Below are 13,529 nucleotides of genomic sequence, written 5' to 3'. Positions count from 1 at the left end.
ACGAGAGGGGACCGTACGTGAAGATCGGCATCATTCTGGGCAGCATTCGCGAGGAGCGTTCCGGGCAGACCGTGGCCGAGTGGGTCGCGCAGGAATCGCAGGCGCGGCAGGACGCCACCTATGAGCTGGTCGACCTCAAGTCGTTCGACGTCCCGCTGCTCACCTCGGCCACGGTGCCGGGCGCGGCGAACAAGCAGTACTCCGACGAGCGGGTGCAGCGCTGGAGTTCGACCATCGACTCCTACGACGCCTTCGTCTTTGTCACCCCCGAGTACAACCACAGTGTCCCGGGCGGCCTGAAGAACGCCTTCGACTCGCTCGGTAGCGAGTGGGCGAACAAGCCCGTCGCCTTTGTCTCCTACGGAGCCGAGGGTGGTGTGCGCGCCGTGGAGCACTGGCGGCAGATAGTGGCCAACTTCCACATGTACGGCGTGCGTCAGCAGATCTCGCTGAGCTTGTTCACCGAGTTCGGCCCCGAGGGCGTGCAGCCCGCGGAGCGCCGCTCCGAGGAGCTGGCGACGCTGTTCGATCAGCTCGAGCAGGCCACCCGCCGCTTCTCCTTGGTGGACGCGAGCGCCTGAGTCGCGGCGCGCTACACAGGCGCAGTAGCCGGACGCAGTAGTTGAGCAAGGAGGCCCGCCCCCGTTTCTTCGGGGGCGGGCCTCGTCGTTCGCTGCGGTGCGTTCGCTGCGGTGCGCTCAGTTCACGGCGGCGAGCGCGGCGTCGTAGTCCGGCTCGGTGGTGATCTCGTCGACGAGCTGCGTGTAGACGACCTTGCCCTCGGCGTCGACCACGACGACCGAGCGGGCCAGCAGGCCCTCCATGGGGCCGTCGGTCATCTTGACGCCGTAGTCCGCGGCGAAGTCGCTGCGGAAGGTCGAGCCGGCGGTGGCGTTCTCGATGTCCTCGGCGGCGCAGAAGCGCTTGTGGGCGAACGGCAGGTCGGCCGAGATGTTGACGACCTCGGTGTTCTCCAGGCCGGAGGCCTTCTCGTGGAAGGTGCGCACCGACTGGGCGCACACGCCCGTGTCGACGCTGGGGAAGATGTTGAGGATGAGCTTCTTACCGGCCAGCGACCCGGAGGTCACGGGAGCGAGGTCGGTGCCGACGAGTTCGAACTCCGGGGCCTTCGAGCCGACGGCGGGGAGCTCGCCGGACGTGCTGACGGGGTTGCCCTTGAAATTGGTGGTTGCCATGCGTCCGTTCTACCGGATGGCGGCGGTCGGCGGTGGTCCGGCCGGTTCCGGGGTGGGGCGGCGAATGGCGGGTTCCTCGCTCCCGGTCCCGCCGAACTCCTCAGCGCGGGGTCGCCACGTAGACGGCGATCCCGTCGGGGACGCCCTTGACCCCGCCCCACCGGAAGGTCCGCTTGGGGCGGGTCGCCACGCTGTCGGGGTCCAGCCCGGCGCGGGTGGACTCGCTGACGAGGATCTCGCCCGCCCCGGCCTTCTCCGCGAGCCGCGCGGCGACGTTGACGTCCATGCCGAGGTAGTCGTCCCCGATCCGGCGCGGGCGCCCGGTGTGGACGCCGACCCGCAACCGCGGACGCCAGCCGGCCACTTCCACGCCGGCGACCCCGTCAAGGCAACCGGCCACCGCGTCCAGCGCCAGCTGGGGAGACGGGAACGTGGCCATCAGTCCGTCGCCGAGACGTTTGACGACGGCGCCACGGTGGGCGAGCACCTCGGGTTCGGTGGCCGCGGCGACCCGTCGGAGGAGCTGCAGCGACTCCTCATCGCCGGCGCGCATCGCCCAGTCGGAGAACCCGACGATGTCGGTGAACACGATGGTCACCTCGCTCCCGCCGCCGGCCCGCCCCGTGCGCTCGAGCACGGCGTGCCACACCTGGAGCCCGCCGAGCGTCACCTCCCGGGACGCGGTGGGCTGCTCGTCGAACAGTCGGCCGGCCACCCGGGCGATCGTCCCCGCGCTGTCGCGGCCGGCGGCCGAGAGCGGGTCGCCGAAACCGGCGTCCCCGGGCAGGGCCCGCCGGGCCCGCCGCAGCAGTTCGACCGACGTGGGATGACGGTTGACATCTCGTGCGCCCGCCGCGGCGCGGGCCGTCGCCGTCCGCACCCGCTCCCAGTAGAGGTTCGCCATGGTCGTGAAGCCTAGGACGAGGAGGTGGGCGCCGGGGCCGCCTCGCCCGTCTGGTCCACCGCCCGCCACAGGTACCAGGACGCCACCGACCGGTACGGTGCCCAGCCAGCCGAGTGTTCCAGCATCATCGCGGGGGAGGCCTTGTCGTCCAGGCCCAGCACCCGTTCGAATCCCCGCCGCACCCCGACATCGGCCACGGGGAACACGTCGGGTCTGTCCAACAGGAAGATCAGCAGCATCTCCACGGTCCATCGGCCGATCCCGCGGACCGTCGTCAGGGAGCTGATGACCTCGTCGTCGTCGTAGTCCCTCAGTTCCCCCAGGGTGGGGATCCGGCCCCCACGCACCGCGTCGGCGAGGTCCCGCAGGGCGGCCACCTTCGGCCGCGAGATCCCGCACGCCCGCAGTTCCTCGTCGGACAGCGCGGCCACGAGCGCGGGGTCGAGCTGGGCGTCGCTCGTCGCCCGCCCGCGCAGCCGGCCCGCGATCGTCGCCGCGGCCTTGACCGAGAGCTGCTGGGACAGGATCGACGAGGCCAACCGGTCGAAGAGGGTGTGCGGCCCCGTGTCCGGCGTCGGGGTGAGGGTGCACGGACCGACGGCGTCGATGTGCGCGCGCAGGTGTGGGTCGGCCTCGTGGAGGTACCGCACGGCCGTGACCTTGTCGTATCCTTCCGGCATGACGTGAAGGGTACGCGGGGCGTTCGTGACCGCTCCGTGCCTCGGGTAACGACCTTCACGCACAATGCGATAACCATCTGGTCACGACACTGCTCGGGAGAGGACCGTTATCGTGCGTAGAACTCAGAGGCGTCTCGCCGCCGTCGCGGCCGCCGCCGCTCTCGCGCTGGGCGCCGGAGCGGGCACCGCCTCCGCTGGTTCGGCCGAGGTGCCGTCGGGCGTCGCGCTGTACAGCGGCCTGACGATGCTCGGCTGCCAGAACGTCGGCCAGGAGCTACTGGCGCTGTGTGGGGACTTCGAGGTCCCCACCGTGGACGATCCCGCGGTGCTCACCGTCAACCCGTTCACCACCGACATCGTCATCCTGGGTGCCGGACTTCTCCCCGACGGCGGCATCCGCCCCGTGCTCGAGGAGCGACTGCGGACCGGATACCGGTTGGCGCAGGCGTACCCGACCGCCCGCATCATCGTCACCGGCGGCGTGCCGCAGAACGGGCGCACCGAGGCGCGCGCGATGGGCGACTGGCTGCGTGGCGCCGGGATCGCGCCGTTCCGGATCACCGAGGAGGGGAACTCCGCCTCCACGGTGCAGAACGCCCAGTTCACCGACCGGATCTTCCGGGAGCGCGGCACCACCGGCGCCGTCGTCGTGACCACCGGCGACCACGTCAAGCGCGCGGTGCTCAACTTCCGCCAGGCCGTGGACGGCCGGATCCCGGTCACCGGCGTGGTCGCGCGGGGCTGATCGAGGTCGCCGCTCCTGTGGTCCTTTCGACCGAGGGTGATCTCGGCGGGATCGCCGGCTGGGCCGTGGGCGTCATGGAGGCGCTCGGCGGGCCCGGCGCGGCCCTCGTCGTGGGTCTGGAGAACGTCTTCCCGCCCATCCCCAGCGAGGTCATCCTGCCGCTGGCGGGGTTCAGCGCGGCGCAGGGCACGTTCACCCTCGCCGGTGCGATCTTCTGGACCACCCTCGGGTCCGTGCTGGGGGCGATCCTCGCCTACGGTCTGGGTTTCTGGCTCGGTGCCGAGCGGGTCCGCGCGCTGTTCGACCGGGTCCCGCTGATCCAGGTCGCGGACTTCGACAAGGCCGAGGGCTGGTTCACCCGCCACGGGCGGGGCGCGGTCTTCTTCGGTCGGATGGTGCCCGTCGTGCGCAGCCTCATCTCCATCCCGGCGGGTGTGGAGCGGATGAGCCTCCTGCTGTTCGTGCTGCTCACCACGGCCGGCAGTCTGATCTGGAACTCGCTGTTCGTCGTGGCCGGGTATCTCCTGGGTGAGCAGTGGCACCGGATCGAGTCGGTGGCGGGATGGGCGTCCAACGCCGTCGTCGCGGCGATCGTGGTGCTGCTGGCGGTGTTCCTGGGGCGGCGTGCCTACCTGGAGTTCAGGGAGCAGCGGGAACACCGCGACGCCCCACGCGGTTAACTGATGTGACAGCAAAAAGTCGTGTCAGCTCACCCGTGCACCGCAGGAGGAAACCATGTCCGCCATCCGCCAGGTCGTCCCGCTCGGAGGCCAGTGGCCGGGCCTCGACCCGTTCCTGTTCGCCGTCCATCACCGTGACGAGTTCCCTCCGGCCGAGGGCGAGACCATGCGTCCTGCCGCCTCCCTCGCAGGCCGGTCCCTGGGTCAGGACTTCTCGGGCAAGGACGGGTGGTCGATGTACCACGGTGAGACCGTCCCCGGCTTCCCCCAGCACCCGCACCGCGGGTTCGAGACCGTGACCGTGGTGCTCGACGGCGTGGTCGACCATGCCGACTCCCTCGGCGCGGCGGCCCGTTTCGGCCACGGCGACACCCAGTGGCTCACCGCCGGCTCCGGGATCTCGCACTCGGAGATGTTCCCGCTCCTGGACACCGAGCGGCCCAACACCATGGAGCTGTTCCAGATCTGGCTCAACCTCGCACCCGAGGACAAGTCCGCCGAGCCACACTTCGACATGTTCTGGTCCGAGAAGACCCCGGTCGTCGTCCGCGGAGCCGATGGCGCCGCCGCGAGGTTCCGCCTGATCGCCGGGGAGATCGACGGCGTGCGGGCGCTCGACCCGCCCCCACACTCCTGGGCGGCGCGACCGGAGAACCACCTGGCCATCTGGATCGTCACGCTCGAGCCCGGCGTGAGCACGGAGCTACCCGGTGCCGACCCCTCGGCGAACCGGGTGCTCTACAACTACGGCGGGCCGCTGACGGTCGACGACCGGCAGTTGGGGTACGACGCCGCCGTCCTCGCCCCGGAGGCGGTCACCGTGACCGCCGGTGACGAGGGCGCGTCGTTCCTCGTCCTGCAGGCCCGGCCGATCGGCGCCCCGGTCGTCCAGCAGGGGCCGTTCGTCGGCAACACCCGCGAGGACATCGTCACCGCCATGCAGGAGTACCGCGCCGGCGTGTTCGGCACCTGGGACCTGCCGCAGAACGACCCCGTCCACCCGCGCGGCGAGACCCGGTTCGCCCGCTACCCCGACGGCCGCGTCACGCGGCCGGTGGGTTAGACCGCGGCCGTCGGGTCAGTCCCCGTCGGGCCAGGCGCCGGTTCGCAGGAGCTCGAGGCTGGCCTCCTGGTCGATGATCGGCTGGCGCATCTGGTCGGCGCAGAAGTCCAGCAGCGCCTCCGACAGGGCGGAGTTGTCCGACGAGATGGCACCGCGGGCGACCGCGACGTGGAGGTTCTCGGCGAATCCGTCGATCGCCGTCTGCGACACGCAGCTGTGCGTCGACACCCCGCACAGCAGCAGGTGGTCCACGCCGAGCTGCTCGAGCCGGGCCTTGAGCTCGGTCTTGAAGAAGGCGCTGTCGCGGGTCTTGACCACCTCCACGTGATCGCCCGTGGCCAACTCGTCGAGGAACTGCGCCTGCTCGGTGCCGGGGAACGCGAAGCCCTGGTCGTCCTCGCACATGTTGAGCGTCCACGTGGACTTGTCGCGGGAGTGCTCGGTGCGCACCAGCACGACGGGTCGTCCGGCGTCGTGGGCGGTACGGATGAGCTCGTTGACCCGCGGCACCAGCTCGTCGCGCACCTTCGCCAGTTCGGGGAACTCGAAGTACGAGTTCTGCATGTCGATCACCACGAGGGCGGTCTGCTCGCCCGGACGCCACCACGTGTCCGAGACCTCGACCGGCGTGGTGCGCTTGTGCCGGTTGCGGTGCCACACCGTCTCGATCGTCCGCGCCACGTGCTCGGGGACGTCGCGGCCCTCGAGGTAGTCATCGATGTCGTCGTAGCGCAGGCCGAGTTCGTCCTCGTCGGTCTGGCCCTCGTTCTCGTCCAGCAGGTCGGCGGTGGGCACCTTGTCCCACAGTCGCTTCGGGGCGCCCAGTTGGCGGAGCAGGGCGCGACCCTGCCGCTTGTTCAGCCCCGACAGCGGCAACACGTCCGCGGCGCCGTCGCCGAACTTCGTGAAGAACCCGGTGACGTTCTCGGCGGCGTGGTCGGCGCCGATCACCAGTAGTCCGCGGTCCCCGGCCAGCGCGTACTGGGCGACCATGCGGTGGCGCGCCTTGGCGTTGCCCTTCGTGAAGTCGGTGAGCTCGGCCCCCGTGCCCTCCCGGATCGCCCCGTTGAGGGCGTCGACCCCCGGTGCGACGTTCACGGTCACGGTCTCGTCGGCGTCGACGAACTCCACCGCGGCGACGGCGTCGGCCTCGTCGTGCTGCACCCGGTAGGGCAGGCGCATCCCGACGAACACCGCGTCCCCGCCCTCCGCGCGGATCCGCTCCACCGCGAGCTGGGCCAGGCGCCCGGCCAGTGTCGAGTCCACCCCGCCGGACAGTCCCAGCACGTACCCTTTGGCGCCGCTCGCCCGCAGGTAGTCCACGAGGAACCGCACCCGACGGTCGACCTCGGCGGCCGGGTCGATCTCGGGCTTCACCCCGAGGTGGTCGATGATCGTCCTCTGAAGTTCACGCATGGCCCCATTGTGTGGATGCGCCGCGGCGGCGCGCCACCGGAGGCCGGTGGCCACGTTCAGGCGAAGAGTTGCTCGATCTCCGCCGCGTAGAGATCGTCGACCACCCGGCGTCGCAGCTTCATCGTGGGTGTGAGCTCGTGCCCGGGGCGCCAGTCCTGCCGCAGCACCGTGTACTTCTTGATCTGCTCGACCCGCGACAGCGTGGCGTTGGCGCGATCGACCTGCGCCCGGATCGCCTTCTCGAGTTGCGGGTCGCCCGCCCGCTGCGGGTCCGCCACGATCAGGGCGACGTTGTAGGGGCGCTGATCGCCGATCACGGCCACGTGGGAGATCGCGTTGCCCGCCGAGCGGATGGCCATCTCGATGTTGGCCGGGGACATGTTCTTGCCGGCCGCGTTGATGATCAGCTCCTTCTTGCGGTCGACGATCCACAGGTAGCCGTCCTCGTCGAGCCGGCCGATATCGCCCGTGTGGAGCCACCCGTCGCCGTCGATCGCCTCGGCGGTCTTCTCCGGCGCACCGCGGTACCCCCGCATGACCTGTGGGCCGCGCACCGCCACCTCGCCGTCCTCGGCGATCCGGACCTCGACGGTGTCGAGCGGCTTTCCGACGCTCCCGAGCTTGATGGCGTCCGGGGTGTTGGTGGCCACACAGCACGAGACCTCGGACATCCCCAGCATCTCGCAGAGCGGGAGGCCGAGGGCGGTGAAGAACTCCAGGACACCACGAGGGGTGGGGGCCGCCCCGGTCACGACCCACCGGGCCTCGTCGAGTCCGATCTTGGCACGCAACGCCTCGGCTACCTGCGGGTTCGCGACGGAGTCGGCCACGGCGTCACCCGGGTAACCCGCCTCGAGTGCGGCCTTGAGCTTCTCCCAGACCCGCGGGACGGCGCCGAACAGGGTCGGGCGCGTGGCCACGAGCGCGGCCGGCAGCTCCGCCATGTCGGCCACGCACGTCACCGTGTTGGCGTAGGCCATGAAGCCGGAGTAGTGCGAGGTCCAGCGATCGGCCACGTGGGCCGCGGGCAGGAACGAGATCTGGCGCCCGTGTCCCGGCAGCGGGACCGCGCCATGGACTCCGCGAAGCTGCGTGATCATGCCCTCGTGGGTGAGCTCGACGCCCCTCTGCGGCCCCGTGGTGCCGGAGGTGTAGATGAGCGTCAGCAGGTCGTCGGGGCGGATCGCCTCGGCGCAGGAGAAGTCGAAAGCGGTCTCCTCGGCGGCCAACTCGCGCAGCAGGTCGTCGTGGCCGGCCGGGTGCTCGTCCACCAGGACGAGCCGCTCCACCGCCGGGGCGGACCCCCGCGCGGCCTCGAGGACCCCGATGAACGCCGACTCGGTCACGATGGTCTTCACACCGGCGTCCGCCAGGACGTAGGCGAGCTGATCCGGCGCCGACGTGTTGTAGAGACTGAACGGCACGGCGCCGAGCATCATCACGGCGGTGTCCACGAGGTGGAACTCCGGCCGGTTGCGCAGCATCAGGGCGACCGGCTCGCCCGGGGCCACACCCAGCTCGCGGAGCGTGTCGGCGATCGCCCCGACCCGCGCCCGGGCCTGTGCGTACGTGACCTCGGCTCCCGTCTCGTGGGAGCGGAGCGCGACCGCGCCCGGGTGGGCGGCGGCCGTGGCGAGGAACAGGTCGGCGAGGGTGCCCGACTCCGCCAGGCGGGTGGCGATCGCGGAGGCGGACGGGGTGGCGGTGGAGGTCACAATGGTTTCCTGGGGGTTGTCGGGGCTCTCGGGGTGGCGGTGTCGTCTGGCTCACATTCTCGCCCGGTTCGTGGGCGCGGCGACACCCCCGGAGGTCGTGGAAGAGCACCCGAACGGGTGCCGGCCCCGGCGGGCCGGGCCGGGCACACACGCTGCCGTAGCCTGGGCTGATGCACGACGATCCGTCCCTCGACTACCGGGACCTCCTGGCCCGCCTGGCGGATGTCGTCTACGCCGTCGACACCGACGGCAGGTTCACCTACATCAACCCCGCCGGCGAACGGATCTTCGGCTGGGACCTCGCGGATCTGATCGGTGAGCACTTCGCCAAGGTCATCGACCCCGACGCCCTCGCGGAGACCGTCGAACACTTCCGACTGGGGATGGCCAGCGCCGACCCGGGACGCTTCTTCGAGACGCGGATCCTGCAGCCGGACGGCCAGCTCCGCGACCTGGAGATCCACGCCGGGAACATCTACCGCGACGGCCGGTTGGTCGGCCGGCAGGGCGTCGGCCGGGACATGACCGAGCTGCGGCGGCTCCAGGCGAACCTGGCCACCAAGACCAGGCGCCTGGAACTGCTCGAGGAGCAGCAGCGCGCCGCGCTCGAGGTCTACCGGCGCCTCAACCTCATGGTCGGCCGCGCCGGTGGTGACCCGGGCCGGACGGAACAGGCGCTCGACGCCGTGGAGAGCTCGCTCCAGCTCGAGACGGCGCGCGTGATGGGGCTGCAGGACGACCTCGAGATCATCGCCCTGATCGCCGACGGCTACTCCAACCAGGAGATCTCCGACCACGTCCACCTGAGCGTGCACACGGTCAAGGACCGCGTCAGCCGCATCACCACCAGACTCGGCGCCCGCAGCCGCGCCGCGGTGGCCACCCGCGCTACCGAGGCGGGGCTGCTGCGGTCTCGTCAGTGAGGCCCCCGATGAAGGCCGACACCGCCCGCGGCCACGCCTCGACCTCCGTCGGGGAGCGAGCGACCTCGAGCCGGGCGTCCGGCAGCAGCTCCAGCAGGTGCTCGGCCACCTCGAGCGGGTGGGAGGCGTCCTGCGGCCACGCCAGCAGCAGCACCGGCATCCGCAGCCGCCCGATCTGCTCCTCCGGCGGCAGGTCGGTCGCGGCCGCGCCCCGGAACGCAGCGGGCAGCCACTCGTCGCGCACGTCGGGGGCGGTGGGCGGCCGGTCGGGATCGATCGCGGGGGACGTCGGCGGCGTCCGCGTCAGCTCCGACCACCGCGCGCCGCCCCACCTGGCGACCTGCCGCGCGGCGAGGTCGTACAGGCGGGACTGCTCGCGGCGCCACCGCCACACCGTCGGCGGGATGCCGAGCGTGAGGGAGGCGAACCGGTCCGGCTCGGCCACCGCCGCGGTCAGCAGCGTCGCTGACCCCATCGACTGACCCACACCGTGGACTCGCTGGCCGGGGAACTCCTCGTCGAGCAGGGCGAGCAGATCGCGGGCCAGCGCCGGCCACGTGTAGTCGTCCGGGTCCGCGGTGCCCGGGGACTCACCGTGACCGCGGGCGTCGTAGCGCACGACCCGCAGGCCGTCGCGGCCCGCCGTGAGGTCGAGGCCGAACACCTCGTCGCGGCGCCGGCTCGAGCTGAGCCCGTGCAACTGCACCACCGGCAGCCCGTCCCCGCGTACGTCGCGGGCGAGCGCGGGCCCGTCCCCGCCGGGCCGGGCGTCGAGCCGTCTCGTCGTCGTCACACTTCGCGCCTTTCCCCGTAACACGCCGCCCCTACCGTCCGGGCCATGAGGCTCACCACCGTAACGCGGATGTCGCTCCCCGACGGCGTCGTGCACCGGTTTGCGACCGATGTCACCCCAGCTCACGGCGAGGATCGATCCCCCTCGTTCGACCAGGCGCGCCACGCCTCGCTCGGCCCCCGCCCGGGCTCGTGGATGGCCGTGGCGTTCACGCTGCCGTTCCCGGCCGACCGGGACGAGGTCGCGCGGGCGTGGCTCGCGGTGGTCGCGCGCCACGAGACGCTGCGCACGGTGCTCACCGGAGGCGGGCACGACCGCGACGAGCACGAGGGGAGGACCGACCGCGACGACCGCGACGACCGTGACGACGACAACGACGACGAGCTGCGCCTTCGGCCCGTGACCGTGCGGCCACTCGGGTGGCGGACCCCGCCCGCGGAGCCGGGGGAGGACCCGAGGGCCGTCCTGCGCCGGGTGTTCGACAAGGCGTGCTGCCCGTTCTCCCGGCCGGCGCACGCGCTGTGCCTGGTGGAGCCGCGGGACGAGCGGGAGCGGCCGGTCGTGGTGATCGGGCTCGACCACTGCCACGTCGACGCCTGGTCGCTGCTGGTGCTGATGCGCGACTTCTGCTCGTGCCTCGACGACCTGGCCTGCGGCCTCGAACCGGGCACCTGCCTGCCGCCGGCGACGGCGTTCGCCGCCCACACCGCCGAGCTCGCCGCCCGCCCGCCCGCGCCGGACGAGGTGCACCGACGCTGGGCCGCGATCCTGGCCCGCGGTGGCGGTGAGATGCCGGTATTCCCGCTCGACCTGGGCGACATCTCCACCCCGCGCGAGGAGGTGGTCGAGGTGCGCGACGTGCTCGACCCGGCCGGGGTCGCCGCCCTGGATGAGGCGGCCACCGCCGGCGGAGTACGCATGATCTCGCTGGCGATCTCCGAGATGACGGCCGTACTCCACCGCCGCGCCGGGGTGGGCCTGCGCGCGGTCCTGCCGGTGCACTCCCGCCACGATGTGCGCTCCGCCCGCTGGAACGACTCGGTGGGGTGGTTCATCACCAACTCCGTGATCGAGTGCGACGACCCCGACCCGGCCGCGTGCGCGGTGGCCGTGCGCGAGGCCGTCGACCTCGGTTCGCACGCACTGGGGCCGATACTCGCCCCGTACGGCGGGATGCCGCACACCCCGGGGATGTTCGCGATCTCGTGGCTCGACCACCGCCGCCTGCCGGTTGACGTGGACCTGAGCCTCAGCCCGCAGCACGTGTCGGCCGCGATCCGGACCGACGGGGTGATGGTGTGGTTCGTGGTCAGCGGTTCGGGGCTGCACGTGCGCTGCCGCTATCCGGGCACCGAAGCCGCCCGCGGGTCGGTGGGGGGTTGGCTCGACGAGCTGTGCGCCGGGCTGGTCCGCCGCGCCACCCCGGCCGCCGGTCGCACCGGGCCGGGCGGGCAGGTCGAGGCAGACCTCGGGCAGGTCAGTGGGGCGGCGCGCCGGACTCCGGTCCCAGGTCGGCCTGCAGCCACCCCACGTCGAGCCACCGCCCGTGCTTGAACCCGATCCGTTCCAGCCGGCCCGCCTCGCGGAACCCCATGGCCAGGTGTAGAGCCACACTCGGCTCGTTGGGAAGGGTCACGATCGCCAGCAGTCGGCGGAATCCGGCCGCCTCGAGCCGGGCGAACAGCTCCCGGTACAGCGACCGCCCCAACCCGAGGCCGTGCGCGCCCGGATCGACGTAGACGCTCACCTCGCATGACCAGCGGTAAGCCGCGCGGTCCTTGACCGGCCCGGCGTAGGCGTACCCGACGATCCGGCCGTCGAGCTCGGCCACCAGCCAGTCGTACCCCGCCAGTGCCCGGTCGATCCGCGCCGCGAACTCGTCGACCGGCGGCACCTCGGTCTCGAACGTCGCCGTGGTCTCGCGGACGTACGGCGCGTACACGTCCAGACAACCGGCGGCGTCGGCCACGGTGGCGCGGCGGATCGCCCTCACACCTCCGGCCCTCCCGGGTTGCACCCCTCGGCCAGCATGCGCTCGGGCGAGACCACCGGCCGCCACGGCTCGAGATTCCAGGTGGGCTTGTCCGGCTCGAGCAGTCGCGCCCAGGTCCAGTGGCAGTCGAACTGCTCCCACATCCCCGGGCTGTCGGCCTCGGGGACGAGCCGGACGACCTCCCGCCAGGCCGTTCGCGAATCGTCGTCCCCCCACGCCTGGCGGCCGGCGGTGGACGGGGCGACCTCGAGCGTCACCCCGTAGTCGGAGTCGCCCCAGGTCGCGGCCTCGATGAACGGCGGGACGGGCGAGGGCGAGCCCCACTCCGAGGGGACGGGACTGTCGGTGGCGGGGGACGACGACCGCGCCGGGGGCGGGGACTCCCGCGGCGCGGCCGTCGGCACCCGCGCCGCGGAGGTGGACACGGACGTCGTCGCCCCCGCATCCCCGGGCGCGGGCTCCCGCGGGTCCGACGAGCACCCACCCAGCGCGATGGCCGCCAACAGCACGGCGCCGAGTGCGGCGGCAGTGGATCCGGTGGGCGGGCGGTGGGACATCGCTCGCAGTCTGCCACGGGCAAAGGGTTGCGTCCGAGCACGTGTGCAGAGGATCCTGTCTGCGGAAGGGAACCCGGCGCAGGCGGAGAGCCCGCACGCCACCCCTCCCACAGAAGGAGCGTGACCGATGCCCCCGTTCGACCTCTCCCAGCTGCAGGCCATGTGGGACGGGATCTTCCCCGCGATCTTCGGGCCCCTCGCTGCCTTCGTCGACACGATCGGCGCGTCCGTCCAAGGGCCCTGACGCGTCTCAGCCCACCGCGAGGATCTTGTGTAGCGTCCGGAGGTTCCTGCTCGTCAGGTGACGGTCATGCGCTCGGTTGCCGGAGGCCTTGCCGGCGGCCGAGTTCAGCGTCGCCCCCTTGGGAACCCGCCAGTACACGCACCCTGATCCCGCTGTCACGACCTCGGTGCCGCCGGGCTCGATCGCCGCGCCCATCGCCTCGGCGACCGCCCGGGTGACCGCCGGGTCATCGGAGAACACGACGTAGTCGTGGTGCTCGTCGAGCGACTCGAACGGGTACGCCGCCACCGCCTCCTCGACCGCATCGCGGGTGAGGACCTGCACCACCGCGTCGTATCCGAACCTGTCGGCGTAGGCGGCTTCGAGCACCGCCCGGAGTTCGTCCTCGGTGCGTGGGTCGGTGAGCACGACGTTCCCGGTGGCGAGGACGGTTCTCACCTCCGTGCAGCCCGACTCCTCGGTGCAGGCCCGCAGGTCCGCCATCGCGATCCTGGCCGACCTGCCCACGTTGATCCCCCGCAGCAACGCGACCTTGCGGTCTGCGCTCGACCCGCCGGGACCGGCTGCGGCGTTCATGGACCGATCCTCGCACCACGGGCGGGCCGCGAGGGTAACTTTGG

The 13,529-nt window shown here is 71.9% G+C and carries 15 protein-coding genes and 1 pseudogene; 6 read left to right on the top strand and 10 right to left on the bottom strand.

Annotated elements, in window-relative coordinates; all coding sequences use genetic code 11:
* Positions 1-17: 17 nt before the first annotated feature.
* Positions 18-581: an NADPH-dependent FMN reductase gene (locus AB5G72_RS16335; protein WP_067718956.1), complete on the top strand. Its 564-nt coding sequence runs from the start codon at positions 18-20 to the stop codon at positions 579-581.
* A gap of 117 nt (positions 582-698) precedes the next feature.
* Here the strand turns inward: AB5G72_RS16335 and tpx are convergent, their stop codons facing one another.
* The 3 genes from tpx to AB5G72_RS16320 form a co-directional block, all read right to left on the bottom strand.
* Positions 699-1,196: a thiol peroxidase gene (gene tpx, locus AB5G72_RS16330; protein ID WP_163376173.1), complete on the bottom strand. Its 498-nt coding sequence runs from the start codon at positions 1,194-1,196 to the stop codon at positions 699-701.
* Positions 1,197-1,296: 100 nt separating this feature from the next.
* Positions 1,297-2,100: an adenylate/guanylate cyclase domain-containing protein gene (locus tag AB5G72_RS16325; RefSeq protein ID WP_185951521.1), complete on the bottom strand. Its 804-nt coding sequence runs from the start codon at positions 2,098-2,100 to the stop codon at positions 1,297-1,299.
* Between the two features lie 11 nt (positions 2,101-2,111).
* Positions 2,112-2,780, bottom strand: a complete 669-nt coding sequence (locus tag AB5G72_RS16320; protein ID WP_440220416.1) for a DNA-3-methyladenine glycosylase family protein — start codon at positions 2,778-2,780, stop codon at positions 2,112-2,114.
* Positions 2,781-2,892: 112 nt separating this feature from the next.
* On the opposite strand from AB5G72_RS16320, the gene AB5G72_RS16315 reads away from it, so the two are divergent.
* The 3 genes from AB5G72_RS16315 (at position 2,893) to AB5G72_RS16305 (ending at position 5,268) form a co-directional block, all read left to right on the top strand.
* The gene (locus tag AB5G72_RS16315) at positions 2,893-3,525 is read left to right on the top strand and encodes a YdcF family protein (RefSeq protein ID WP_206473511.1); all 633 of its coding nucleotides are present in this window, start codon (positions 2,893-2,895) and stop codon (positions 3,523-3,525) included.
* A 74-nt stretch (positions 3,526-3,599) separates the two neighbouring features.
* Positions 3,600-4,205 (top strand): DedA family protein, encoded by a 606-nt coding sequence (locus tag AB5G72_RS16310; RefSeq protein ID WP_120285713.1) that lies wholly within the window; start codon positions 3,600-3,602, stop codon positions 4,203-4,205.
* Positions 4,206-4,260: 55 nt separating this feature from the next.
* Positions 4,261-5,268: a pirin family protein gene (locus AB5G72_RS16305; RefSeq protein WP_440220415.1), complete on the top strand. Its 1,008-nt coding sequence runs from the start codon at positions 4,261-4,263 to the stop codon at positions 5,266-5,268.
* A 15-nt stretch (positions 5,269-5,283) separates the two neighbouring features.
* On the opposite strand, the gene AB5G72_RS16300 is transcribed toward AB5G72_RS16305, so the two are convergent.
* From AB5G72_RS16300 to AB5G72_RS16290, 3 genes and pseudogenes are all read right to left on the bottom strand, one after another.
* Positions 5,284-5,841, bottom strand: a complete 558-nt coding sequence (locus AB5G72_RS16300) for a cysteine hydrolase family protein (RefSeq protein ID WP_440221517.1) — start codon at positions 5,839-5,841, stop codon at positions 5,284-5,286.
* A 24-nt stretch (positions 5,842-5,865) separates the two neighbouring features.
* Positions 5,866-6,684 (bottom strand): annotated as a pseudogene (gene nadE / locus AB5G72_RS16295) (ammonia-dependent NAD(+) synthetase); the annotation flags it as partial.
* 56 nt (positions 6,685-6,740) lie between these two features.
* On the bottom strand, positions 6,741-8,399 hold the full coding sequence (locus AB5G72_RS16290; RefSeq protein WP_440220414.1) for an AMP-dependent synthetase/ligase: 1,659 nt from the start codon (positions 8,397-8,399) through the stop codon (positions 6,741-6,743).
* A gap of 170 nt (positions 8,400-8,569) precedes the next feature.
* On the opposite strand from AB5G72_RS16290, the gene AB5G72_RS16285 reads away from it, so the two are divergent.
* Positions 8,570-9,322, top strand: a complete 753-nt coding sequence (locus AB5G72_RS16285; RefSeq protein WP_271800417.1) for a PAS domain S-box protein — start codon at positions 8,570-8,572, stop codon at positions 9,320-9,322.
* On the opposite strand, the gene AB5G72_RS16280 is transcribed toward AB5G72_RS16285, so the two are convergent.
* Positions 9,288-10,115 carry an alpha/beta fold hydrolase gene (locus AB5G72_RS16280; protein ID WP_440220413.1) on the bottom strand — a complete coding sequence of 276 codons (828 nt, stop codon included), beginning with the start codon at positions 10,113-10,115 and terminating at the stop codon, positions 9,288-9,290. The two genes, AB5G72_RS16285 and AB5G72_RS16280, sit on opposite strands and share 35 nt — an antisense overlap.
* A 45-nt stretch (positions 10,116-10,160) precedes the next feature.
* Here AB5G72_RS16280 and AB5G72_RS16275 point away from each other — a divergent pair, with 45 nt between their 5' ends.
* Positions 10,161-11,669, top strand: coding sequence for a hypothetical protein (locus AB5G72_RS16275; protein WP_440220412.1), 1,509 nt, complete (start codon positions 10,161-10,163; stop codon positions 11,667-11,669).
* Here AB5G72_RS16275 and AB5G72_RS16270 read toward each other — a convergent pair.
* The 3 genes from AB5G72_RS16270 to AB5G72_RS16260 all read right to left on the bottom strand — a co-directional run bounded on the left by AB5G72_RS16270 (position 11,593) and on the right by AB5G72_RS16260 (position 13,485).
* Positions 11,593-12,108 carry a GNAT family N-acetyltransferase gene (locus AB5G72_RS16270; protein WP_163376180.1) on the bottom strand — a complete coding sequence of 172 codons (516 nt, stop codon included), beginning with the start codon at positions 12,106-12,108 and terminating at the stop codon, positions 11,593-11,595. The two genes, AB5G72_RS16275 and AB5G72_RS16270, sit on opposite strands and share 77 nt — an antisense overlap.
* On the bottom strand, positions 12,105-12,665 hold the full coding sequence (locus tag AB5G72_RS16265) for a DUF2599 domain-containing protein (protein WP_440220411.1): 561 nt from the start codon (positions 12,663-12,665) through the stop codon (positions 12,105-12,107). The genes AB5G72_RS16270 and AB5G72_RS16265 overlap by 4 nt, the downstream gene beginning before the upstream one ends.
* A gap of 250 nt (positions 12,666-12,915) precedes the next feature.
* A complete protein-coding gene (locus AB5G72_RS16260) occupies positions 12,916-13,485 on the bottom strand; it encodes a DUF1697 domain-containing protein (protein ID WP_440220410.1) in 570 nt (189 codons plus the stop codon).
* Positions 13,486-13,529 lie beyond the last annotated feature (44 nt).

It is taken from the genome of Dietzia sp. MNB45 (assembly GCF_051994785.1).
Taxonomy (GTDB): domain Bacteria; phylum Actinomycetota; class Actinomycetes; order Mycobacteriales; family Mycobacteriaceae; genus Dietzia; species Dietzia kunjamensis.
The sequence above is the reverse complement of the archived record's forward strand: the minus strand, read 5'-3'. Positions and strand labels throughout refer to the sequence as shown.